Here is a 24,988-nt window from a genome sequence, read left to right on the forward strand (position 1 = left end):
CCTCGGGGAGCACGTCGATGGGCCGCCGCCTCCAGCACCACGGGACGGCCCTGCTCGCCGGCCTCACCGCGCTCACCCTCTCGCTGGCGCTCTGCTCCTGCGCAGCCGGCCAGGGCGGCGGCAGCGACGCACTGCCGTCCGCGCCCGCGTCGCCCAAGCTCACCTCGATCGACATCAACCCCCACGACCGCGCCCAGCTGCGCCAGGGCGGCACCCTCAACCTGGCGATCACCCAGTTCTCCCGCCAGTGGTCGCCGATCCACACCGACGGCAGCGAGTCCTCGACCATCGCCGTCACCAAGCCGCTGCTGCCGACCTTCTTCCGCTCGGACGCGGCCGGCACCCAGACCGTCAACCCCGCCTACCTGCAGGAGGCCCACTCCGAGCTCAGGGACGGCCGGCAGGTGGTCACCTGGACGCTCAACCCGAAGGCCCACTGGTCCGACGGCACCCCGATCACCTGGCGCGACATCGAGGCCAACTGGCGCGCCCTGAACGGCAAGGACCCGGCCTACAAGCCTTCCAGCAGCACCGGCTTCGAGCTGGTCTCGGCGGTCGAGCGCGGCAAGGACGACTTCCAGGCCGTGATGACCTTCGACCGGCCGTTCTCCGAGTGGCAGTCGATGTTCAACGGCGCCGGCAACGCCCCGCTGCTGCCGGCCTCCCGGATCTCCACCCCGGAGCTGTTCAACTCCTCCTACCTGGACGCGATCCCGGTCACCGCAGGCCCGTTCAAGGTCGAACAGCTGGACCGTGCCGCACAGACCGTCACCCTGGTCGCCGACCCCGCCTGGTGGGGCGACAAGCCCGTGCTGGACAGGATCGTCTTCCACGCGATGCTCCCCGACGCGATGCCCGCCGCCTTCGCCAAGGGACAGCTCGACCTCGTCAACAACGGCCCCGACGTGGCCGGTTACCAGACCATCCGGAACGTCAAGGGCGCCGTCGTGCGCCGCGCCGGCGGCCCGGACTTCCGGCAGCTCACCCTGAACGCCCGCACCCCCGCGCTGAGCGACGCGACCGTACGCCAGGCCGTCTTCCAGGCCATCAACCGGGACGCCCTCATCCGCGCCGACCTCAACGGCCTGGACTGGCCCGTCGTCCCGCTCAACAACCACCTGCTGGTCACCAATCAGAACGGCTACCGCGACAACTCCCTGGGCCTGGCCCGCTACGACCCCGCCGAGGCCGCCCGCAAGCTGGACGCGGCCGGCTGGAAGACGGACGGCGGCGACGTACGGAAGAAGGACGGCCGCGAGCTGAACCTGCGGATGATCATCCCGGCCGGCGTCACCCAGGCCCAGAACGAGGCCGCCGACACCACCCGGATGCTCAAGGACGTCGGGATCAAGGTCACCACGGCGAGCGCCCCCGCCAACGAGTTCTTCGACAAGTACGTCAACCGCGGCGACTTCGACCTCACCGCCTACTCGCTGATCGGCACCCCCTTCCCGGCCAGCGGCAGCCGCGCCAACTTCGTCCAGAACGGCGGCACCAACCACGTCGGCGCGGGCAGCCCGGCGGCCGACGCCGCACTCGACCGGGCCGCCGCCGCGACCGACGCGGCCACCGTCTCCGAGGCGGTCAACCAGGCCGACGGCGAGCTCTGGAAGGTGGCCGGCGTCCTGCCGCTCTACCAGCGCCCGCAGCTTTACGGCGCCCGCGCCGACCTCGCCAACATCGGCGCGCAGGGCCTGTCCGACATCGTCTGGGAGAACGTCGGCTTCGTGAAGTAGGCCGCCGGCCCGGCTCAGCCGTGCAGCGTCTCGCGCCAGTAGTGGCAGGCACTGCGCCGGCCCGCCAGCTCCTCCCCGTGCTCCCCCGTCACCGGGACCAGCGGTGGGAGTTCGGCACGGCAGCGGTCCTGCGCCCGGTCGCAGCGGGGGTTGAAGGCGCAGCCCTCCGGGATCCGCAGCAGGCTCGGCGGCAGGCCCTGGATGGCGTGCAGGTTCCGGCCCTTCTGGTCCAGCCGCGGGATGGAGTCCAGCAAGCCCCTGGTGTACGGGTGCGCCGGACGCGCGTACAGCTCGTGCACGGGCGCGGTCTCCACGATCCGGCCCGCGTACATCACCGCGATCCTGTCGGCGACGTCCGCGACCACGCCCAGGTCGTGGGTGATCAGGATGAGGCCCATGTTGAACTCGGACTGCAGGTCGGCCAGCAGGTCCATCACCTGGGCCTGCACCGTCACGTCCAGCGCGGTGGTCGGCTCGTCCGCGATGATCAGGTCCGGCTCCAGCGCCAGCGCCATCGCGATCATGATGCGCTGGCGCATGCCGCCCGAGAACTGGTGCGGGTAGTCGTGCACCCGCCGCCGGGCGGCCGGGATGCGCACCCGGTCCATCAGCTCGACGGCCTTCTCCTTCGCCTCCGCGCGGGAGACGCCGTGGTGCACCCGGAACATCTCGCCCAGCTGGAAGCCGACGCTGAGCACCGGGTTGAGCGCGGACAGCGCGTCCTGGAAGATCATCGCGATCCGCCGGCCCCGGACGGCCCGCCGGGCGCCGGCGCCCATGGTCAGCAGGTCCTCGCCGCGGAACAGGATCCGCCCCGAGGTGATCCGCCCCGGCGGCATGTCCAGGATGCCCATGATCGCCTGCGCCGTCACCGACTTGCCCGACCCCGACTCCCCCAGCACCGCCAACGTCTCGCCGGCCGACACCGCGTAGCTCACCCCGTTGACGGCCTTGGCGACGCCGTCCCGGGTATGGAACTCCACGTGCAGATCCTCGACCTCCAGCAACGGGGCCCCGGGCGTCAGGCTCCCCCGTCCGCCGCCGATCACCTCCACCGCGTCCATGTGAGCAGCCCTCCTCATCGCAGCAGCGACCACCGATAGGCGCAGAGCAACTATCAAGGACCGGGCCGCACTTGGCGAGCCTGCGGCAGATCTCTTTTCCATCACGGGCCCGACGGGCCGACCGAACGCCGAGGGCGCGTCCACCGGACAGTGGACGCGCCCTCGAAGCGGAACCCTCAGTCCGCGCCCTGCTCGTTCTCGCGCTCCGCCGCGCTGTGCCCGTTCCCGCGCTCCGCCGCGAAGTGACACGCCGAGTCATGGAACGCCGCCCCGCGAAGCCAGGACGGCGAGGCGAGCAGCGGCACCTCGTCCTCGCACCGCTGCTGCGCCTTCCAGCAGCGGGTGCGGAAGCGGCAGCCGGACGGCGGGTTGGCCGGCGAGGGCACGTCCCCGGTGAGCACGATCCGGTCCCGCGACTCGCGCGCCGTCGGGTCCGGCACCGGCACCGCCGAGAGCAGCGCCTGGGTGTACGGGTGCGTCGCGTGGTCGTAGATCTCCGCGTCGCTGCCGATCTCGACCATCCTGCCCAGGTACATCACACCGACCCGGTCCGAGATGTGCCGGACGATCGAGAGGTCGTGCGCGATGAACATGTACGACAGGTTGAAGTCGCCCTGCAGCTGCTCCAGCAGGTTGATCACCTGCGCCTGCACCGACACGTCCAGCGCCGAGACCGGCTCGTCGCAGATGATGATCTCCGGCTTGAGCGTCAACCCCCGTGCGATGCCGATGCGCTGGCGCTGGCCGCCGGAGAACTGGTGCGGGTACCGGTTGATGTACTCCGGGTTGAGCCCGACCACGTCCAGCAGGTCCTGGACGGCCTTGCGGCGGTCGCCCTTCGGCGCCACCTCCGGGTGGATCTCGAACGGCTCACCGATGATGTCGCCGACGGTCATCCGCGGATTCAGCGAGGTGTACGGGTCCTGGAACACCATCTGGATGTTGCGGCGGACGGCCTTCAGCGCCGCTCCCGAGAGCCGGGAGATCTCCTCCCCCTTGTACCGGACGGATCCCCCGGTGGCCGGCTCCAGGTTCATCAGGACCTTGGCCAGCGTGGACTTCCCGCAGCCGGACTCGCCGACGATGCCGAGCGTCTCGCCCTGCATCAGGTCGAAGCTGACGCCGTCGACCGCCTTGACCGCGCCGACCTGCTTCTTCAACAGGACGCCCTGGGTCAGCGGGAAGTGCTTGACCAGGTCGCGGACCTCCAGGATCGGCTCGCCGCGCGGCACCTCCTGCGCGAAGGCGGCCTCCTCCGGCGCCGGCGCCGCCCCCTCCGGTCCCCTCTCTCCCGGCACCCCCGCCCCCGGCGTACTGGCCCCGTCAGCGGTCATGGAGGGTCTCCTTCCAGAAGAAGCAGGCACTGCCGCGCCCCTCCACCGGTGTCCCGTCGTCCTCGCTGACCGGGAACAGCTCCGGCACGTCGGTCCGGCAGATGTCCTGCGCCCGCGGGCAGCGCGGGTTGAAGGCGCAGCCCGCGGGGATCCGCAGCAGGTTGGGCGGCAGGCCCTTGATCGCGTAGAGCTCCTGGCCCTTCTGGTCCAGCCGCGGGATGGAGTCCAGCAGGCCCCTGGTGTACGGGTGCGCGGGCCGCGCGTACAGCTCGTGCACGGGCGCGGTCTCCACGATCCGGCCCGCGTACATCACCGCGATCTTGTCCGCGACGTCCGCGACCACGCCCAGGTCGTGGGTGATCAGGATCAGGCCCATGTTGAACTCGGACTGCAGGTCGGCCAGCAGGTCCATCACCTGGGCCTGCACCGTCACGTCCAGCGCGGTGGTCGGCTCGTCCGCGATGATCAGGTCCGGCTCCAGCGCCAATGCCATCGCGATCATGATGCGCTGACGCATGCCGCCGGAGAACTGGTGCGGATAGTCGTCCACCCGCTGCTTGGCGGCCGGGATGCGCACCCGGTCCATCAGCTCGACGGCCTTCTCCTTCGCCTCCGCGCGGGAGACGCCGTGGTGGGCCCGGAACATCTCGCCCAGCTGGAAGCCGACGCTGAGCACCGGGTTGAGCGCGGACAGCGCGTCCTGGAAGATCATCGCGATCTTCTGGCCGCGGATCTTCCGCCGCTCGTCCTTGCTCATCCTGAGCATGTCCCGGCCCCGGAAGCGGATCTCGCCGCCCGGGATCCGGGCCGGCGGCATGTCGAGGATGCCCATGATCGCCTGCGCCGTCACCGACTTGCCGGAGCCGGACTCGCCCAGCACCGCCAGGGTCTCGCCCGCCCGGACGCTGTAGTCGACGCCGTTGACGGCCTTCGCGACGCCGTCCCGGGTGACGAACTCGACGTGCAGGTCCCGTACGTCGAGCAGCGGCCCCTGGTAGGGCGCCTCTCGTTCGCTCCCGGTGGTGTCCATCGCTGTACTCACGATGCGCTCCCCTCGCTCAGCGAAGCTTCGGATCGAGGGCGTCGCGCACCGCGTCGCCCAGCATGATGAAGGCCAGCACGGTGACGGACAGCGCCGCCGCAGGGAAGAACAGCACGTAGGGCGCCGTCCGGATGACCTTCTGGGCGGAGGAGATGTCGATGCCCCAGGAGATGGTCGGGTCCTGCAGACCGATGCCGAGGAAGCTCAGCGTCGCCTCGGTGGCGATGTAGCCGCCGAGCGCGATGGTGGCGACGACGATCACCGGGGCGATCGCGTTCGGCAGGATGTGCCGGAACATCAGCCGGCCCGTCCCGGCGCCGAGCGCCCGCCCGGCCACCACGTAGTCGGCCTGTTTGACGGTCAGCACCGCGCCGCGCATCACCCGGGCGATCTGGGTCCAGCCGAGCACGCCCAGGGCGATGACCACGCTCCACACCGTGCGGGTGGAGAAGGCGTTCAGCATCACCAGCGCGCCGAGCAGCAGCGGGATGCCGAAGAAGATGTCGATGATCCGGGAGATCACCGCGTCGACGGCGCCGCCGAAGTAGCCGGCGACCATCCCGGTCAGCCCGCCGAGCACGGTGACGGCGGCGGTCACGAAGATGCCGACGGTGATCGAGGCGCGGGCGCCGTAGATCACCCGGGCGTAGATGGACCGGCCCTGCGCGTCGTAGCCGAACCAGCCGGCCCCGAAGACGTCGCCCCAGTCCGGCCGCTTCAGGTAGTCGTTGACCAGGTCGGCCTTGCGCGGGTCGGCGTCGGTGAACGCCCAGGGGAAGATCGCCATCAGCACCAGCAGCAGGATCAGCACCGCGGAGATCAGGAAGATGGGCCGCCGGCGCAGGTCCCGCCAGGCGTCGCCCCAGAGGCTGCGGGCCTCCTCCCGCTTCACCGCGTCGCGTTCGACCAGGGTCTCCTGCTCGACCGCCATGCCCTGCTCCCCTGCGTAGTCGAGGCGGGAGACGCCGGGCTTGGGGTGCGGTTCGTACGAGTCCTCGTCGTGGATGTCAGGCATAGCGGATCCTCGGGTCCAGGACCGCGTAGAGCAGGTCGACGAGCAGGCTGGCGACCAGGTAGACGATCACCAGCACGGTCACGATGCCGACCACGGTGGGGCCTTCCTTGTGGTTGATCGCCCGGTACAGGACGTTGCCGATGCCCTGCACGTTGAAGATGCCCTCGGTGACGATCGCCCCGCCCATAAGCGCACCGAGGTCGGTGCCGAGGAAGGTGACCACCGGGATCAGCGAGTTGCGCAGCAGGTGGCGGGTGATGATGGTCCGTCGGGGCAGGCCCTTGGCGACGGCGGTGCGGATGTAGTCGGCCCGCAGGTTCTCGCCGATGGACGTCCGGGTGAGCCGGGCGACGTACGCCAGCGAGAGCGAGCCCAGGACGACGGCCGGCAGCACGAGCTGGGAGAGGTCGTAGCTGTCCTGGACGGTCGGCGTGACCCAGCCCAGGTTGGTGGCGAACACCGTCTGTGCGATGTAGGCCAGCACGAAGACCGGGATCGAGATCACCACCAGGGTCAGGATCAGCACCAGGGTGTCCGGGATGCTGCCGCGCCGCAGCCCGGAGACCACGCCGAGGGCGAGGCCCAGGACCATCTCGAAGACGAAGGCCATCAGCGCCAGCCGGATGGTGACCGGGAAGGCGTCCGCCATGATCTCGGAGACCGGACGGCCCGTGAAGCTGGTTCCGAAGTCCCCCTGGAAGAGGTTCCCCATGTAGTGCAGGTACTGCTTCCAGATCGGCTGGTCCAGGTAGTACGTGTGCTTGATGCTGGCCACCACGGCCGGGTCGGCGGCCTTCTCGCCGAACAGCGCCGCGACCGGGTCGCCGGGCAGCGAGTAGACCATCAGGAAGATCAGCAGCGTGGTGCCGAAGAACACCGGGATCATCTGCAGCACCCGCCGCAGCACGTAACTGCCCATCCGAGCCTCCTTCCTAGGGGGTCGACCGGCCGGGCCGGTCGGCCGGGAGACCGCGCCCCGCCCTCCGTGCGGGGAGGGCGGGGCCGGCGCGAAGGGATCAGGGCCTGGGCCCGGGGATCAGCCCTTGACCTCGACCTGGGTCCAGGCCGGGTTTCCGAAGGAGTCGAACTTCACGTTCTGCACCTTGGTCGAGTAGCCCGAGTTGGTCCGGTAGTACCAGAGCGGGATGGCCGGCATCCCGCTCGGCAGCACGGCCTCGGCCTGCTGGTAGCCGGACACGGTGTCGGCGACGCTGGGCGCCTCGTCGGCCTTGGTGGCGGCGTCGTCGAACTGCGGGTTGCTGTACCCGAAGTCGTTGGAGGCGGCGCCGGTGCGGTACACGTCGGCCAGGAAGTTGGCGTTCAGCGGGTAGTCCTGCACCCAGCCGGTGCGGAAGGCGCCGTTGAGCTGGTGCCCGGTGATCGCTGCCCGCGCGGTCTTGAAGTCGGGCTTGGGGTCGCCCAGGCAGTCGACCCCGGTGCTCTGCCGGATCGAGTTGCAGACCGCGTCGACCCACTCCTTGTGGCCGCCGTCCGCGTTGTAGGTGATCAGCAGCTTGTTGCCGGGGACGCCGCCGCCCTCCTGGATCAGCTGCTTGGCCTTGGCCGCGTCGAACGTGCAGAAGTCCCCGCAGGCGCCGTCCTTGTAGCCCTCGACGCCCTCGGCCACCCAGGCGGTGGCCGGCTTGCGGGAGCCCTGCAGCACCGTCTTGGAGATGGTGTTGCGGTCGATCGCCATCGACAGGCCCTGGCGCACCTTGGCCTTGTCCGGGGAGGACCAGTCGGCCTGGTAGAGCGTGAAGCCGATGTTCTGGATGGCACCCTGCGGGGCGTCCACCGCCCGATCGCCGAGGTCGTTCTTGTACGTCGCCAGCGCGGAGGGCGGCACCTGGTCCATCACGTCCAGGTTGTTGGACTGCAGGTCGGCGTAGGCGGCCTCGGACGTGGTGTACATCTTGAAGACGATGCCGCCGTTCTTCGGCTTGTCCACGCCCTGGTAGTCCGGGAAGGCCTTGGTGACCACCTGGCTGTTGTGCGACCAACTGACGAACTGGTACGGGCCGTTGCCCACCGGCTTCTGCCCGTACCCGTTCGGGTCGTTGAAGAAGCCGTCCGGCAGCGGCGAGAAGGCGATGTAGCCGAGCTTGTACTCGAAGTACGAGACCTTGTGGCTCAGCTTGATCGTGAAGTGCAGGTCGTCGGTGACGGTCAGGCCGGACATCTTGTCCGTGGTGGGCTTGCCGGAGGTCGGGTGGATGTCCTGGTAGCCCTCGATGTCCGAGAACCAGGAGCTGTTGATCTGGCTGTTGGCGGGGTTGGCGCCCCAGTTCCAGGCGTTGACGAAGTTCTTGGCGTGCACCGGGGTGCCGTCGTGGAACTTCCAGCCGTCCTTCAGCGTGACGGTGAAGGTCTGCGAGTCAGTGGTGTCGATCTTGTCCGCGACCTGCATCCGGATCTTGGCGTTGCTCGGGTCGTAGTCGACCAGCCCCTTGAAGAGGTTCTGGATGATGCGACCGCCGCCGACCTCGTTCGCGTTGGCGGGCTGCAGCGGGTTCTGCGGCTCGTTGCTCTGGTAGCTGAAGCTCTTGGTGGCGTCCGACGACCCACCGCCCCCTCCACCGCCGCTGCTGCTGCACCCGGTGGCCACCAGGACCACGGACGTCGCAGCGGCGAGGACCAGGCGAGCACGGGCAGCTACGGGCATGGAGGTCCCTCCTCAAGGTGTGTGTCGCATCACACCCCATGAGAAGCGCGCCCCGGCGACGGCGCGAGTCGGGTGCACCCGGATGGGTGCGGTGACCTGCTGCGGAGTTGACGCAGCGCCCGACCGCCCGACCGCCCGACCGCCCGACCGCCCGAACGACGGAAGGGCCCGTGGCGGCGAAGCCACGGGCCCTTCCGGGGAGAGTGGGGATCAGGCGGCAGCCTGCTCCCGGACCTCGGGGAAGTGGCAGGCCGAGTCGTGCGCGGCCGGGCCCTCCAGCACCGAGGGGACCGCGAGCAGCGGGATCTCCTCGGCGCAGCGGTCCTGCGCCTTCCAGCAACGGGTGCGGAAACGGCAGCCGGACGGCGGGTTGGCCGGCGACGGGATGTCCCCGGTGAGCACGATCCGGTCCCGCGACTCGCGCGCCGTCGGGTCCGGCACCGGCACCGCGGAGAGCAGCGCCTGGGTGTACGGGTGGGTGGCGTTCTCGTAGATCTCCTCGTCGGAGCCGATCTCGACCATCTTGCCCAGGTACATCACGCCGACGCGGTCGGAGATGTGCCGGACGATGGAGAGGTCGTGCGCGATGAACATGTAGGAGAGCCCGAAGTCGCCCTGCAGCTGCTCCAGCAGGTTGATCACCTGCGCCTGGACGGACACGTCCAGAGCGGAGACCGGCTCGTCGCAGATGATGATCTCGGGCTTGAGCGCGAGACCGCGGGCGATGCCGATGCGCTGGCGCTGGCCGCCGGAGAACTGGTGCGGGTACCGGTTGATGTACTCCGGGTTCAGACCCACGACGTCCAGCAGGTCCTGGACGGCCTTGCGGCGGTCGCCCTTCGGCGCCACCTCCGGGTGGATCTCGAACGGCTCACCGATGATGTCGCCGACCGTCATGCGCGGGTTGAGCGAGGTGTACGGGTCCTGGAACACCATCTGGATGTTCCGGCGGACGGCCTTGAGGGCCGCACCGGACAGCTGGGAGATGTCCTCGCCCTTGAACAGCACCTGGCCGGAGGTGGGCCGCTCCAGGTTCATCAGCACCTTGGCCAGCGTGGACTTGCCACAGCCGGACTCGCCGACGATGCCGAGCGTCTCGCCCTTCTTCAGGTCGAACGAGATGCCGTCAACCGCCTTGACCGCGCCGACCTGCTTCTTGAAGAGGATGCCCTGGGTCAGCGGGTAGTGCTTGACCAGGTCCTTGACCTCCAGGATGTTCTCAGCCATGGAGGGTCTCCTTCCAGAGGTGGCACGCGCTGCGGCGGCCGGTGAGCTCCTTGCCGTCCTTGTCCGTCACGTGGTGCAGCACCGGGATCTCGGTGCGGCACAGGTCGGTGGCGACGTCGCAGCGGGGGTTGAACGCGCAGCCGGCCGGAACCTTCAGCAGGTTCGGGGGCAGGCCCTTGATCGCGTACAGCTCCTGGCCCTTCTGGTCCAGGCGCGGGATGGAGCGGAGCAGGCCCTTGGTGTACGGGTGCGCGGGGTTCGCGTACAGGTCGTGCACCGGGGCCGTCTCGACGATCCGGCCGGCGTACATCACGGCGATCTTGTCCGCGACGTCGGCGACCACGCCGAGGTCGTGGGTGATCAGGATCAGGCCCATGTTGTACTCGGCCTGCAGCTCGGCGAGCAGGTCCATCACCTGGGCCTGGACGGTCACGTCCAGGGCGGTGGTGGGCTCGTCCGCGATGATCAGGTCGGGCTGCAGGGACAGCGCCATGGCGATCATGATGCGCTGGCGCATGCCGCCGGAGAACTGGTGCGGGTAGTCGTTCACGCGCTGCTTGGCAGCGGGGATGCGCACCCGGTCCATCAGCTCGATGGCCTTGGCCTTGGCCACGGCCTTGGAGGCACCCTCGTGCACCCGGTACATCTCGCCGAGCTGGTGGCCGACGCTGAGCACGGGGTTGAGCGCGGACAGCGCGTCCTGGAAGATCATCGCGATCTTCCGGCCGCGGATCTTGCGCCGGTCCTCGTTGCTCATCGTGAGCATGTCCTGGCCGCGGTACAGGATCTGGCCCTGGGTCACCTTGCCCGGGGGCATGTCCAGGATGCCCATGATGGTCTGTGCCGTCACGGACTTGCCGGAGCCGGACTCGCCGAGCACGGCGAGGGTCTCGCCGGCCGCGACGGAGTAGTTGACGCCGTTCACGGCCTTGGCGATCCCGTCCCGGGTGTGGAACTCCACGTGGAGGTCCTTCACCTCCAGGAGAGGGGTGCCAACTTCGAGACGGTCGTTTTTCTGGTCGTTCTCGATCACGGTGGTCATCGGGTCGTCACCTCTTCTCTCAGCGGAGCTTCGGGTCGAGGGCGTCGCGCACCGCGTCGCCGAGCATGATGAAGGCCAGCACGGTCAGGCTCAGCATGCCGGCGGGGAAGAACAGGGCGAACGGCGCCGTACGGATCACCTTCTGGGCCGAGTTGATGTCGATGCCCCAGGAGATGGTCGGGTCCTGCAGACCGATGCCGAGGAAGCTCAGCGTCGCCTCGGTGGCGATGTAGCCGCCGAGCGCGATGGTGGCGACGACGATCACCGGAGCGATCGCGTTCGGCAGGATGTGACGGAACATGATCCGGCCGGTGCCGGCGCCCAGCGCCTTGGCGGCCGTCACGAAGTCCGCCTGCTTGACCGTGATCACCGAGCCGCGCATGACACGGGTCATCTGGGTCCAGCCCAGGGCGACGAGCGCGAAGACCACGCTCCAGATGGTGCGCGAGGTGAAGGCGTTCAGGATCACCAGCGAGCCGAGCAGCAGCGGGATGCCGAAGAAGATGTCGGTGACGCGGGAGATGATCGTGTCGACCCAGCCGCCGAAGTAACCGGCGACCATGCCGGCGATGCCACCGAGGATGGTCACACCGAGGGTCACGCAGATGCCGACCACCACCGACGCGCGGGCGCCGTACAGGACGCGGGCGTAGATGCTGCGCCCCTGGAGGTCGTAGCCGAACCAGTCCGGCTGGAAGAAGTGGCTGTAGTTCGGCTTCGTCAGGTAGTGGTTGCGCAGGTCACCGGCGCGCGGGTCCACCGAGGTGAACAGGCCCGGCGCGATCGCGATGACCACCAGCAGCAGGATCAGCAGCGCGGAGATCACGAAGATCGGCTTGCGGCGCAGGTCGTGCCAGGCGTCGGAGCCGAGGCTGCGGGCCTTCTCCGGCTTCTGCACCGCGCTCGTCCCGGTGCGCTGCGCCGGGATGTCCCCGGCGGTCTTCTTCTCGGTCAGGTCAGGCATAACGGATCCTCGGGTCCAGGACCGCGTAAAGCAGGTCGACGATCAGGCCGGCGGCCAGGTACACGATCACCAGGAAGGCCACGAAGCCGGAGACCGTCGAGCCCTCCTTCAGGTTGATCGCGTGGTAGAGCGCGTTGCCGACGCCCTTGACGTTGAAGATGCCCTCGGTCACGATCGCGCCGCCCATGAGGGCGCCGAGGTCGGTGCCCAGGAAGGTGACGACCGGGATCAGCGAGTTGCGCAGCAGGTGAGTGGTGATCACCTTGCGGCGCGGCAGGCCCTTGGCCACCGCGGTGCGCACGTAGTCGGCCTTGATGTTCTCGGCTATGGAGGTACGGGTGAGACGCGCGACGTAGGCCAGCGACAGCGAGCCGAGCACGAAGGCCGGCAGCACCAGCTGCGTGATGTCGTCGGAGTTCTGGACGGTCGGCGTGACCCACTTCAGATCGTCCGCGAAGATCGTCTGGAAGATGAAGCCCAGCACCGGGACCGGGATCGAGATCAGCAGCAGGGTGATGACCAGGGCGCCCTTGTCGAACGCCTTGCCGCGGCGCAGACCGGCGAACAGGCCGACGCCGACACCCAGCACGATCTCGATGGCGAACGCGAACAGCGCCAGCCGGATGGTGACCGGCAGTGCTTCGGTGATCACGTCGAGCACGGGCCGCCCGGACAGGGTCTTGCCGAAGTCCCCGGTGAACATGCCGCTCATGTAGTCGAAGTACTGCTGGAGCATGGGTTTGTCCAAGCCCAGCTGGTGCCTCCGGGCGGCGAGCTGGGCCGGGTCCGGCGCCTTCTCGCCCCACAACGCTGCCACCGGGTCGCCCGGCAGCGCGTGCACCATCACAAAGATGAGCAAGGTCGTTCCGAGGAAGACCGGGATCATCTGGAGCAGTCGCCTCGCGACAAAGCGCCCCATCGTGCCTCCATGTATGGCTCTGCCGGGCCCGTCAACCCGGCAAGAGATAAGTCGGCGTGCCAACGGCCGGTACCGGTCCCCGCCCTTGTGGGGATGGGACAGGCACCGGCCGTTGGCACTGGGTCAGGCGGTGCCGACCGATTACTTCTTGACCTCGACGTCGGTGAAGACCGGGTCGCCGAAGGAGTCGAACTTCACGTTCTGGACCTTGTTGGAGTAGCCCGAGCTGGTCTTGTAGTACCAGAGCGGGATGGACGGCATGTCCTTGGCCAGAACGGCCTCAGCCTGCTGGTACAGCTCGGCGGTCTTCTCGACCGTGGTCGCGGCGTCGGCCTGCTGCGCCAGCTTGTCGAACTCCGGGCTGGAGTAGTGCGAGTCGTTGGAGGACGCACCGGTGCCGTAGACGTCACGCAGGAAGTTGGCGTTCAGCGGGTAGTCCTGCTGCCAGCCGGTCCGCATCATGCTCGGGACCTGCTGCTTGGTGACCAGGTTGCGGACGGTCTTGAAGTCCGGCTTCGGGTCACCGAGGCACTCGACGCCGGTGCTCTGCCGGATCGAGTTGCAGACCGCGTCCACCCACTCCTTGTGGCTGCCGTCGGAGTTGTACATGATGCTGAGCTTGCCGCCGGGGACGCCGCCGCCCTCCTGGATCAGCTGCTTGGCCTTGGCCGGGTCGAACTTGCAGGCGTCGCCGCAGGTGCCGGCCTTGTAGCCCATGACGCCGGGCGCCACGAACGCGTCGGCGGGCTGGCGGTTGCCGTTCAGGACGGTCTTGGTGATGGTGTCGCGGTCGATCGCCATCGAGATGCCCTGGCGGATCTTGGCGGCCTTGTCCTTGTCCAGGGAGGACCAGTCCGCGTTGTACAGCGCGAACGAGATGTTCTGGATGGCGCCCTGCGGCTGGTCGACGGCGCGCTTGCCCAGGTCGTCCTTGAACTTCGGCAGGTCGGTCGAGTCGACCTGGTCCAGGACGTCCACGGTGTCGGACATCAGGTCCTTGTACGCAGCCTCGCCGGTGGCGTAGTTGCGGAAGACGATGCCACCGTTCTTCGGCTTGTCGGTGCCCGCGTACTTGTCGAACGCCTGGACCGTGATGGCCTTGTTGTGCTCCCACGAGACGAACTTGTAGGGGCCGTTGCCGACCGGCTTCTCGCCGTAGCCCTTCGGGTCCGCGAAGAAGCCCTCGGGCAGCGGGGAGAACGCCGAGTAGCCGAGCTTGTACGTGAAGTACGAGACCGGGCTGGTCAGCTCGATGGTGAAGTGGGTGTCGTCGACGACCTTCAGACCGGTCATCTCGGTGGCGGTCGGGTCGCCCTTCTCCGGGTGGACGGCGTCGTAGCCGACGATGTCGGAGAACCAGGAGGAGTTGATCTGGTTGTTCTTGACGTTGGCCGACCAGTTCCACGCCTTCACGAAGGAGTTGGAGGTGACCGGGGTTCCGTCGTGGAAGGTCCAGCCGGACTTCAGCGTGACGGTGAAGTGCTGGGCATCGGTGGTCTCGATCTTCTCGGCCACCTGGTTGCGCAGCGCACCGGTCGCGGGGTCGTAGTCGACAAGGCCCCGGAAGAGGTTCTTGATGACACGGCCACCGATGGTCTCGTTGGCGTTGGCCGGCTGGAGCGGGTTCTGCGGCTCCCCGCTCTGGTAGCTGAAGATGCCCTGGGCGTTGACGGCACCATCGGAGCTGCCCCCGCTGGAGGTGTCGCTGCTGCTGCTACAAGCAGTCGCGGCAAGGGCGACCGCAACAGCTGCGACAACCCACTTGGCCTGGCTCCCACCACGCATCGGTGTGCCTCCTGAATTCGACGTTGCAACGAGGAGAGCACCGCGGAACGGTTTGTCACCGGGCCCGCTGTGCCGTCCGCGCTCGTGGTTTCGGCGCGCACCCCTGCGCGTTAACCCTTGACCCGAGCCTGACTGCACCCACTATCCGTCACGCACGGACACGAAAGTGACCAGTGACGATCTCAATTAGGTCACATGAACAGTCGGTAAGTTTCGAAAACCGGACATTTGAGACATAGCCAGACAGGCACCAAACGGACAGTCGTCACGGATGACGAACTGTCACGTCCGCTCAGCGGACACTCGGGTGTGATGAGCGCTATTCCGTTAATAGCGGCCCCGACAACTTGGAGTAGTTGAAAAAGTTCGCCCCCCTCTCCATCGGAAAGGGGGGCGAATCATTCCGGCCAAAGGCCGTTCAGTGCGTCCGGATCATGCCTTCTTGGCACGCGAGGCAGTACGTCCGCGGTCCTTCTGGTCCAGCACGACCTTACGGATGCGAACCGTCTCCGGGGTCACCTCGATGCACTCGTCCTCGCGGCAGAACTCCAGCGACTGCTCCAGCGAGAGCTTGCGCGGCGGGACGATCGACTCGGCCACGTCGGCGTTCGAGGACCGCATGTTGGTGAGCTTCTTCTCCTTGGTGATGTTCACGTCCATGTCGTCGGAGCGCGAGTTCTCGCCGACGATCATGCCCTCGTACACCTCGGTGCCCGGCTCGCAGAAGAGCACGCCGCGCTCCTGCAGGTTGGTCATCGCGAAGGCGGTCACCACGCCGGCGCGGTCGGCGACCAGCGAGCCGTTGTTGCGGGTGGTCAGGGTGCCGAACCACGGCTCGTGGCCCTCGTGGATCGAGTGCGCGATGCCGGTGCCGCGGGTGTTGGTGAGGAACTCGGTCCGGAAGCCGATCAGACCGCGGGACGGCACGACGAACTCCATCCGGACCCAGCCCGAGCCGTGGTTGGACATGTTGTCCATCCGGCCCTTGCGGATGCCCATGAGCTGCGTGACGGCGCCCATGTGCTCCTCCGGCACGTCGACCGTGAGGCGCTCGACCGGCTCGTGGGTCTTGCCGTTGACCTCCTTGGTGACGACCTGCGGCTTGCCGACGGTCAGCTCGAAGCCTTCGCGGCGCATGGTCTCGATCAGGATGGCCAGCGCCAGCTCACCGCGGCCCTGCACCTCCCAGGCGTCCGGACGCTCGGTGTCCAGCACGCGCAGCGAGACGTTACCGATCAGCTCGCGGTCCAGGCGGTCCTTCACCTGGCGGGCGGTGACCTTGCGGTCGACCTTGGCGCCGGACTTGGCGTCCGCGCCCTTGCCGGAGCCGCCACGGCCGACCAGCGGCGAGGTGTTGGTGCCGATGGTCATCGAGATGGCCGGCTCGTCCACCGTGATCAGCGGCAGCGCGATCGGGTTCTCCGGGTCGGCCAGGGTCTCGCCGATCATGATGTCGGAGATGCCGGCGACGGCGCAGATGTCACCGGGGCCCGCCACCTCGGCCGGCTTGCGGGTGAGCGCCTCGGTCATCAGCAGCTCGGAGATGCGGACGTTCTGGATCGAGCCGTCGCGCTTGATCCAGGCCACGGTCTGGCCCTTGCGCAGCTCGCCCTGCTCGACGCGCAGCAGCGCGATGCGGCCGAGGAAGTTGTCGGCGTCCAGGTTGGTGACGTGCGCCTGCAGCGGGGCGTCCTCGTCGTAGCTGGGGGCCGGGACGTGCTCCAGCAGGGTGGAGAAGAACGGCTCCAGGTTGGTGCTGTCCGCGGGAACGGTGCCGTTCTCCGGCTTGGTCAGCGAGGCGACGCCGTCACGGGCGCAGGCGTAGACGATCGGGAACTCGATCTGGTCCTCGTCCGCGTCCAGGTCCAGGAACAGGTCGTAGGTCTCGTTGATGACCTCGTCGATCCGGGAGTCCGGGCGGTCCGTCTTGTTGATGCAGAGGATGACGGGCAGCCGCGCGCTCAGCGCCTTGCGCAGCACGAAGCGGGTCTGCGGCAGCGGGCCCTCGGAGGCGTCGACCAGCAGGACGACCGCGTCCACCATCGACAGACCGCGCTCGACCTCACCACCGAAGTCGGCGTGGCCCGGGGTGTCGATGATGTTGATGGTGATCGGCGCGCCACCATCCTTCGGGTGGTACTTGACCGCGGTGTTCTTCGCGAGAATGGTGATGCCCTTCTCGCGCTCCAGGTCGTTCGAGTCCATCATGCGGTCGTCGAGCTGCTGGTGGGCGGCGAAGGCGCCGGCCTGCTTGAGCATGGCGTCGACCAGCGTGGTCTTGCCGTGGTCGACGTGGGCGACGATGGCGACGTTACGGATGTCGTTGCGCGTGGGCATGCCTTGCGGATTCTCCCGGAATCGTGGGTTGCGGCGCCCGGCTGCGTGACGCGCACTTGCGATCCCTGTGATCGCCGCCGCCCGTTCCGCCTGCTACTACCGGTCCACCCGCCGGGCATATGGACATGCCGCGGCTTCCTCCTATCGTACGGGGAACCGCCCAGGTGGGCTGAAACCAGCAGGTCGGGCGGGATCAAGATCACAGCTGGGTCACACCCCCTTCACCCACCGGCCCCGCACCGGCACCCTCCCGTTCGTGATCCGACGCGGTTCCCCGGACCCGCCCTCAGCGACGGCGGCCGATGTCCTGGAAGTGCGGCCAGCCGTAGCCGAAGGCTCCGGCGCCGTCGATGCCGGTGCGGACTCCGACCAGGTCGGGGCGCTGGTAGAGCGGGACGGAGTGGCCGAGCTGCCAGATCCGGACGTCCGCCTCCTGCAGCAGGTCCAGCCGGGCGGCCGGGTCCAGTTCGGCGGCGGCGCGGTCGAACAGGCGGTCGATCTCCTCGGTGCCGCTGCGGCCGTAGTTGGTGCCGGGGTCGAGTGCGCCGTCCGGGTCGGGTCGGGGCTTGGCGTAGGCGGGGCGCTGTTCGCTCGCCGGGCTGGGGCCGGCGGGCCAGGAGAAGAGGGCGAGATCGTAGTCGCCGGCGGCGAGGTGGTCCCGGACGAAGGTCTCGGCGGGCGCGGCCACCGGCTTCACGGCGATCCCGGAGTCCGCGAGGACCGCGGTGAGGGCGTCGGCGGTGCGTTTGGCGGTGGCCGAGCCGGCCGGGACGAGCAGGGTGAGGGCGAGTGGCTTCCCGTCCTTGGTACGGGTGCCCCCGCCCGGGGGCCGCTTCCAGCCCGCCTCGTCGAGCATTCGGGCGGCGTCCGCCGGGCCGGCCGCCTCGCTGTTGTCCCGGTAGCCGTCCTGGTCCCCGGCGAACAGGTGGCTGCCCAGCGGCGCGGCGGGCAGGCCGAGCGGGGTGAGTGCGGCGTCGGCGATCCGCCGCCGGTCGACGGCCCGGGCGAGGGCGCGCCGCAGCGCCGGGTCGGTGAGCGGGGCGTGGGCGGCGTTGACGGTGAGCTGGGTGAGCGAGGCGGCGGCGGCCCGGTGCACGGTGACGCCGGGCAGCGAGTCGGCCCGCCGCAGCGCCGTCGCCGCCGCCTCGGGCGCGGCCGCGGGCGGAGCTGCCGCGGGCGGAACCGATGGGAGCGGAGTACCCGCCGCGGCGGGCGCCGGCTCCGCCCGGTCGACGGCGGCGGTGAGCGGGGCGATGTCCAGCCGGTCCTGGTCGAGCGCGTCCAGCCGCCGCTCGGCCGGAGTGGCGAGGAAGTCGATCCGGTCGGCCTTGGGCAGGTCGCCCCACCAGAGCGGGTTGCGCGCCACGGTGACCCGCCCGCCCTCGGCGTCGTACCGGGAGAGGATGTACGGCCCGGCGCTCGGGTGGCCGACACCGGTCAGCGCCCGGTTGAAGGCGCCCGGCGTGGCGGTCTCGGCAGCCGGGTAGAGCGGCCCGAACAGCGAGCGCCATTCGGCGTACGGCCGCCGGAAGGTGACCCGCACCTGGTGCGGGTCGGCGCCCTGGGCGACGGAGTCGATGGTGTCGTACCCGGCCGGATGCCCGCCCCGGTAGGCCGGGTCGAGGCCGGAGAGCGCAGCCCGCTGGGCGGCGAAGTCGGCGGCCGACAGCGGGGTGCCGTCGCTCCAGACGGCGTGCGGGTTGAGCCGGTAGGTGACCACCTGCGGCTGCTGCCCGGGCGGGGTGGATTCGGCGCCGGCCAGGTAGTCCGGGTCGGGGACGAGCCGGCCGTGCTCGTCGGGCCGGAACAGCGAGGGGTACAGCGCGTGGGCGATCAGCGCCGAGTCGGCGGTCGCCGCGTCCTGGTGGACGTTGAGGGTGGCCGGGACGCCGTCCACCGCCCAGCGCAGCGTGCCGCCGTCCGCGACGGCGGCACGTTCGGCGGGCCGGACGTCCCCGGTGCTGACGGGGGGGTCGGCCCGGACCGGCGCGGGGGCGGGGGTCCGGGCGGGGGCCGGGTCCTCGGAGCAGCCGCCGAGGCCGGCGGCGAGCAGCAGCGCGGCGGCTGCGGTGGTGAGCTGGCGGACGCGCATGGCGGCCATCGAACGCCGCCCGTCCGGCCCCGCCCGCGCCGACACGGCGGGCCGGAGGCGACTGCACCCGTCCGGCCCAATCCGCGCGACCCGGTCCGGCCGAAACCGCTACAGCGCCAGCTCGAACCAGACGATCTTGCCCTTCGGGGTGCGCCGGCTGCCCCAGCGCTCGGCCAGCAGGCTGACCAGCTGCAGGCCGCGTCCGCCCTCGTCGGTCTCCTGGGCCCTCCGCTGCCGGGGCTGCGCGTAACCGTCGTCCCAGACCTCGCAGACCAGGCCGCGCTCGCGCAGCAGCCGCAGCCGGATCTCACCCCGCCCGTGCTTGAGCGCGTTGGTGACCAGTTCGCTGACCAGCAGCTCGGTGGTGTCGACCAGCTCGTCCAGCCCCCGGGACAGCAGCCAGCTGCAGGCCAGCTCACGCGCCTTGGCGACGGAGGTGGGCTCGGGCGGCAGGTGCCAGTTGCCGACGGCGTCCTCGGGGAAGGCGTGCACCTTGGCCATCAGCAGGGCGATGTCGTCCTCGCCGTGGTGCGGGTTGAGCTCCCCGAGCACGTGGTCGCAGAGGTCCTCCAGGCCCTTGCCCTCGACGGAGAGCGCCGTGCGGAAGGCCCGCAGGCCCTCGTCCAGCTGGTGCTTGCGGCTCTCCACCAGCCCGTCGGTGTAGAGGCCGAGGACGGCGCCGTCGGGGAGTTCGACCTCGACCTCCTCGAAGGGCTCGCCGCCGACGCCGAGCGGCAACCCGGGCGGCACGTCGAGCATCCGGGCGCCATCGCCGGGGCTGAGCAGGACGGGCGGCAGGTGTCCGGCGTTGGCGATCCAGCAGCGGCGGCTGACGGCGTCGTAGACCGCGTAGACGCAGGTCGCCAGGTAGACCTCGCGGGCCTCCTCGTCGGCGGTCGAGGTGAGCCGCCCGTACGGGGTGGGCGGGCCGACCGGTACGGAGTCGTCGCCGAGGCCGCGGGCGATCTCGTCGAGCGCGGTGAGCACCTCGCCCGGTTCGAGGTCGAGCATGGCCAGGGTGCGGACGGCGGTGCGCAGTTGGCCCATGGCGACGGCGGCGCGCAGGCCGCGGCCCATCACGTCGCCGATGACCAGCGCGGTGCGGTTGCCGGGCAGCGGGATGACGTCGAACCAGTCGCCGCCGACCTCGGTGTTGTTGTTGCTGGGCAGGTAGCGGCAGGCGATCTCCAGGCCGCTGGCGGCCGGGTTGCCCGGGGGCAGCAGGCTGCGCTGGAGGATCAGCGCGCGCTCGTGCTCGCGGCGGTAGAGCCGGGCGTTGTCGATGCAGACGGCGGCGCGGGCGACGAGTTCCTCGGCGATCGCGACGTCGCGGGCGTCGAAGGGCTCGCTGCCGATGGCGCGGGAGAGCTGGACGAGGCCGAGCACCTGGTCGCGGGCGACCAGCGGGACGATCAGGGTGGAGCGCAGCAGCGGGTCGCGCCCGGGCTCGGGGACGACGCTGCGACCGGTGCGCAGGGCCCGGGCGTGCGGGGAGCGGCGCGGGTAACAAAGGGTGCCGCCGGCCTCGGCGATGGGCAGGCCGGTGACGGAGCCGAGCACCGAGGAGGCGCCGCCGAGCACGCTGGAGACGGCGACCCGGCGCAGTTCGCCGCTGCCGTCGGTGAGCACGGTGTCGCCGAGCCGGCCGGCGCTGGGGACGGTCTCGCCGGAGAGCAGCGCGGTGTAGAGGTCGACGGTGGCGAGGTCGCAGAACGGCGGGACGACGACGTCCAGCAGTTCCTTGGCGGTGGTCTCCAGGTCGAGCGTGGAGCCGATGTGCGCGCTGGCCTCGTTGAGCAGGGCGAGGTTGCGGCGCACGCCGTCGGCCTCGCGCTCGGCGACGTGCCGGCTGGTGACGTCGGAGACCTGTCCGGCCACGCCGGTCGGCTGTCCGGCGGCGCCGTTGAGGCGGTACAGCGAGACGGCCCAGAGCCGGTTGCCCTCGCGGGTGGGGACGGCGCCGTGGAAGCGCAGGTCGAAGACGGGCTCGCCGGTGGCGAGGACCTTGCGCAGGGCGGCGGTGAGCCGGTCGGCCTCGGACGGCGGGAAGAGGTCGTGCGCGGTGAGGCCTTCCAGGTCGGTGGGGACCAGGCCCATCCCGGAGGCGAAGGCGTCGTTGACCCGCTGCAGCCGCAGCCGGTCGTCGAAGAGCACGAAGCCGGTGGGCGTCTGCCCGAAGACGGCCTCGGAGGCGGCGAGGTCGGTCTCGATCCGGCGCAGCCGTCCGAGGTCGACGGCCAGGCAGGTGGCGCCGGCGGTGGGCAGGGCGCTGTCGGGCATCAGGTAGAGCTCGGCGAGGCCTTCGCTGCCGTCGGCGTCCCGGTAGGGGGTGGTGCCGACCCATTCCTCGCCGGCCAGGGTTCGTTCCAGCCGGGCCCGGCCGCGCTGCCAGAGCTCGCGGGGGACGAAGGTGGCGATCGGGTCGGCGCCGACGGCCTCCGCGGCGGGGACGCCGAAGAAGTCGGCGGCGCGCTCGCTCCACTGGCTGATCCGGCCGTCGGGGCCGATCGCGAAGGTGGCGACCCGGATGTAGTCGTAGATCGAGCCCGGGTCTCCGGCGCCCCAGGACCGGGCCTCGGCGGCGGGGTGGCCGCCGCGGCGCGCGGTGGCGCCGTCCGATGGGGCCGCCGGTACGGGCAGGTGCAGGGAACCGGCCTGCCCGGGTACGGCGGCATGACCGCTGCTGCTCGGCGCGTTCCGCGCCGGAGTGCTGTTCAACGGACCGACCCCTCCAACCCGCGACCGTCCGGATGTCGAGAAGACCGAGTATTCATCATCGAGGGGTCCGTTCACACGCCCTCAACATCACAACATCAGATCGGGCGAAGGTTTTTGTCCTACCGCCCGCGCAACCACAATGCCACGCTCGCGCCCCCTGCCGGAGCGCGCGCTCCCCCCTGGCCCCCGATGGCATATGCGGCACCGCTCTCCTGCTGTTTCGTCCGGTCCTCTTCGCCTCACGGCTCGTCGGGCTCATTACCCGGCAGCGCCTGCTCGAACCAGACCACCTTGCCGATCCCCTCGGCCCGGGCGCCCCAGCCCAGGGCCAGCCGGCGGACCAGTTCCAGGCCCCGGCCGCCCTCGTCCGCCTCGGCCGCGTGCCGCTCCCGGGGCGGGTCGGGCAACGGGTCGGAGATCTCGACCAGCAGCGTCTCACCGAGCGTCAGCCGTACCCCGATCGGGGCGCTGGCGTACCGGACGGCGTTCGTGACCAGCTCGCTGACCAGCAGTTCGGCGGTGTCGGTGAGTGCCTCGACGCCCCACTCGGCGAGCGTGGCGCGGACCAGCCGGCGGGCCCGGGAGACGGCGGTGGGCTCGGCCGGCAGGGTCCAGCCAGCCGTCGGGGTGCCGGCCTGGCCGTGGCCGAGCCGGGCCAGCAGCAGCGCGACGTCGTCCGGCTCGCGGCCCTGTTCCATGGTGTCGAGCACCGCCTCGCAGGCGGCCTGGATCGAGGCGTGCGGCCCCTGGAGGACGGTGATCAGCCGGCCGAGGCCGACGTCCAGGTCCTTGTCGCGGGACTCGACCAGGCCGTCGGTGCACAGGACGAGCAGACTGCCCTCGGGGATCTTCAGTTCGACCGATTCGAACGGGACGCCGCCCACGCCGAGCGGGGCGCCGGAGGGCAGGTCGAGGATCCGGCCGGCGCCGCCGGGCAGGGGGCCACCGGTGCGGGTCGGCTCCTGGACCTCCTCGCCCGGCACCACCAGCACCGGCGGGATGTGCCCGGCCTTGGCGACGGTCAGCCGGGCCGTCGCCGGGTCGAAGACCGCGTAGACGCAGGTCGCGAGCAGTGCCTCGTCCGGGCCCTGGGCGAGGTCGTCGGCCAGCTCGTGGACGTGTCGCAACAGGACGTCCGGCGGCAGGTCGAGGGCGGCGAGCACCCGGACCGCGGTGCGCAGCCGGCCCATGGTGGCGGCGGCCCGCAGGCCGTGGCCCATGACGTCGCCGACCACCAGGGCGGTGCGGTCGCCGGGCAGCGGGATGACGTCGAACCAGTCGCCGCCGACCTCGGTGCCGCTGCTGCCGGGCACGTACCGGTAGGCGACCTCGACGCCGGTGGGCTGCGGGACCTGCTGCGGGAGCAGGGTGCGCTGGAGGGTGAGCGCGGCGGTGCGCTCGCGGGCGTAGAGGCGGGCGTTGTCCAGCGAGCTGCCGGCCCGGTCGGCCAGTTCGACGGTGAAGGCCAGGTCGTCCCGGTCGAAGCCCTCCCGGTAGCCGGCCCGGCTGACCAGCAGCAGGCCGATCACGATGCCGCGGGCGCGCAGCGGGACGACCAGCATCGAGTGCACGCCGAGGTCGTGGGCGGCCTGCATCTTGGGGTCGCCGGGGTAGGTGACGTCGTCCAGCTGGTCGGCGCCGGAGAGCAGTTCGGGCACGCCGGTGCGCAGGACCCGGCCGCAGGCGGAGTCCTCGGCGAAGGTGATCCGGGCGCCGCGGCGCAGCATCACGTCGACCTCGGGGCCGTCCTGGACGGAGGCGGTGCCGAGCTGGAGCAGCGAGGTGCGCCGGTCGTGGCCGTGTCGGGGGAGGTCGTCACCGTGCGCGACGGCCTGGAGCAGGATCACCGCCGAGTGGTCGGTGAGCCGGGGGACCACCGAGCTGGCGAGCTCCTGGGCGATCCGGGAGGCGTCCAGCAGGTCACCGACCCGGGAGCCGAACTCGTTGAGCAGCGAGAGCCGGCGCCGGGCGTGCTCGACCTTGGCGACGGCCCGGTAACGCTCGGTCACGTCCATCACCGTGCCGGAGATGCCCAGCACCCGGCCGGAGCGGTCAGTCATCCGGCTGTAGGAGATCGACCGGTAGCCGGCCCGGGTGGTGACCGGCGAGGCCAGGGTGACGTCGATGACCGGCTCGCCGGTGGCCAGCACCTGGCGCTGGATGGCGGTGATCTCGTCGGCGGCCCGCTCCGGCAGGGTCTCGCCGGTGGTGCGGCCGACGTGGTCGTCCGGGGCGACGCCGTTCATCTCGGCGAGGGTCTGGTTGACGGCGGTGTAGCGCAGATCGGTGTCCAGGATGGCGATGCCCAGCGGGGACTGCTCGAACAGCGCGTCGCGCACCGCCAGATCGCGCTCGACGGCCCGTACCGCGGCCGCCTCGGCCATGTTGACCTGCAGGAACGGAGTGCCGTCGCCGTCCACCAGGAGGGAGATCCGGGTGTCCACCGCGACCGGCACGCCGTCCCGGTCGCGCAGTTCGGCGGAGCCGGCCCAGCGGCCGTGCCGCAGGGCGTCCTGGATCGCGGCGCGGATCCGGGCGACCTGCTCGCGGTCGGGGATCAGCTCGTCGATCCGGCGGCCGACCAGCAGCTCGTTCGGCCAGCCGAGCAGTTCCTCGGCGGCCGGGCTCCAGAGCACCACCCGGCCCGCGGTGTCCAGGATCGCGATGGCGACCTTGAGCATGTCGAGCAGGCTGCCCTCGGGCGGGGCGCCGAGGTCGTTCGGGGCGTCGCCGGGCCCGCCGGGGAACGGCCGGCCGGGGCGGCTGCGCAGGCCGCTGCCGCTCTGCGCGCCCGGCTCGGGCAGGGCGAGGGTCGGCGCCGGCTGGGCGGGACGGGTGGCCTCGGGGGCGGAGACGGTGCCCCGGCGGCGGCCGGACGGCGGAAGGGGGGCGGCCGGCCGGGCGGCGCGGCGCAGCCGGGCGCGGGCGGCGGCGCTCCCCGCGGTGCCTGCCCGCCGCTCTCCCCCGCCGCCGTTCCCGGTACTCGACACCGACGGGGCCTCCGGCTCTGGTCGGGATCGGCTTCGCCGGCTGGGGAGCGGCTCACCGATG

At 70.6% G+C, this 24,988-nt stretch carries 16 protein-coding genes; 1 reads left to right on the top strand and 15 read right to left on the bottom strand.

Annotated features, from left to right (window positions below):
- Positions 1 to 17: 17 nt before the first annotated feature.
- Entirely contained in the window at positions 18 to 1,736 is a 1,719-nt protein-coding gene (locus CRP52_RS12055; RefSeq protein WP_097236396.1) for an ABC transporter family substrate-binding protein, read from the top strand.
- 14 nt (positions 1,737 to 1,750) lie between these two features.
- Here CRP52_RS12055 and CRP52_RS12060 read toward each other — a convergent pair whose 3' ends face one another.
- From CRP52_RS12060 to CRP52_RS12130, 15 genes are all read right to left on the bottom strand, one after another.
- A complete protein-coding gene (locus tag CRP52_RS12060) occupies positions 1,751 to 2,800 on the bottom strand; it encodes an ABC transporter ATP-binding protein (RefSeq protein ID WP_097236397.1) in 1,050 nt (349 codons plus the stop codon).
- Positions 2,801 to 2,976: 176 nt separating this feature from the next.
- Complete coding sequence (locus tag CRP52_RS12065) at positions 2,977 to 4,134, bottom strand: ABC transporter ATP-binding protein (protein ID WP_257032430.1); 1,158 nt, start codon at positions 4,132 to 4,134, stop codon at positions 2,977 to 2,979.
- Entirely contained in the window at positions 4,124 to 5,164 is a 1,041-nt protein-coding gene (locus tag CRP52_RS12070) for an ABC transporter ATP-binding protein (RefSeq protein ID WP_097236398.1), read from the bottom strand. Before CRP52_RS12070 ends, CRP52_RS12065 begins: the two co-directional genes overlap by 11 nt.
- Before the next feature lie 28 nt (positions 5,165 to 5,192).
- Complete coding sequence (locus CRP52_RS12075; protein WP_097240030.1) at positions 5,193 to 6,107, bottom strand: ABC transporter permease; 915 nt, start codon at positions 6,105 to 6,107, stop codon at positions 5,193 to 5,195.
- Positions 6,108 to 6,183: 76 nt separating this feature from the next.
- Positions 6,184 to 7,110 (bottom strand): ABC transporter permease, encoded by a 927-nt coding sequence (locus CRP52_RS12080; RefSeq protein ID WP_097236399.1) that lies wholly within the window; start codon positions 7,108 to 7,110, stop codon positions 6,184 to 6,186.
- Positions 7,111 to 7,227: 117 nt separating this feature from the next.
- On the bottom strand, positions 7,228 to 8,853 hold the full coding sequence (locus CRP52_RS12085; protein ID WP_097236400.1) for a peptide ABC transporter substrate-binding protein: 1,626 nt from the start codon (positions 8,851 to 8,853) through the stop codon (positions 7,228 to 7,230).
- A gap of 210 nt (positions 8,854 to 9,063) precedes the next feature.
- Positions 9,064 to 10,080, bottom strand: coding sequence for an ABC transporter ATP-binding protein (locus CRP52_RS12090; RefSeq protein ID WP_097236401.1), 1,017 nt, complete (start codon positions 10,078 to 10,080; stop codon positions 9,064 to 9,066).
- A complete protein-coding gene (locus CRP52_RS12095) occupies positions 10,073 to 11,122 on the bottom strand; it encodes an ABC transporter ATP-binding protein (RefSeq protein ID WP_097236402.1) in 1,050 nt (349 codons plus the stop codon). Before CRP52_RS12095 ends, CRP52_RS12090 begins: the two co-directional genes overlap by 8 nt.
- Positions 11,123 to 11,141: 19 nt before the next feature.
- Positions 11,142 to 12,086, bottom strand: a complete 945-nt coding sequence (locus tag CRP52_RS12100; RefSeq protein WP_097236403.1) for an ABC transporter permease — start codon at positions 12,084 to 12,086, stop codon at positions 11,142 to 11,144.
- Entirely contained in the window at positions 12,079 to 13,005 is a 927-nt protein-coding gene (locus CRP52_RS12105) for an ABC transporter permease (RefSeq protein WP_097236404.1), read from the bottom strand. Before CRP52_RS12105 ends, CRP52_RS12100 begins: the two co-directional genes overlap by 8 nt.
- A gap of 141 nt (positions 13,006 to 13,146) precedes the next feature.
- Positions 13,147 to 14,790 carry a peptide ABC transporter substrate-binding protein gene (locus tag CRP52_RS12110; protein WP_097236405.1) on the bottom strand — a complete coding sequence of 548 codons (1,644 nt, stop codon included), beginning with the start codon at positions 14,788 to 14,790 and terminating at the stop codon, positions 13,147 to 13,149.
- 432 nt (positions 14,791 to 15,222) lie between these two features.
- Positions 15,223 to 17,127 carry a translational GTPase TypA gene (gene typA / locus CRP52_RS12115; RefSeq protein ID WP_097236406.1) on the bottom strand — a complete coding sequence of 635 codons (1,905 nt, stop codon included), beginning with the start codon at positions 17,125 to 17,127 and terminating at the stop codon, positions 15,223 to 15,225.
- A gap of 286 nt (positions 17,128 to 17,413) precedes the next feature.
- Positions 17,414 to 19,219 carry an ABC transporter family substrate-binding protein gene (locus CRP52_RS12120; protein WP_179852769.1) on the bottom strand — a complete coding sequence of 602 codons (1,806 nt, stop codon included), beginning with the start codon at positions 19,217 to 19,219 and terminating at the stop codon, positions 17,414 to 17,416.
- A gap of 108 nt (positions 19,220 to 19,327) precedes the next feature.
- Complete coding sequence (locus CRP52_RS12125) at positions 19,328 to 21,937, bottom strand: SpoIIE family protein phosphatase (protein WP_373560484.1); 2,610 nt, start codon at positions 21,935 to 21,937, stop codon at positions 19,328 to 19,330.
- Between the two features lie 239 nt (positions 21,938 to 22,176).
- Complete coding sequence (locus tag CRP52_RS12130) at positions 22,177 to 24,927, bottom strand: SpoIIE family protein phosphatase (protein ID WP_097236408.1); 2,751 nt, start codon at positions 24,925 to 24,927, stop codon at positions 22,177 to 22,179.
- Positions 24,928 to 24,988 lie beyond the last annotated feature (61 nt).

It is taken from the genome of Streptomyces sp. 1331.2, from assembly GCF_900199205.1.
In the GTDB taxonomy this organism is placed as follows: Bacteria; Actinomycetota; Actinomycetes; order Streptomycetales; family Streptomycetaceae; genus Kitasatospora.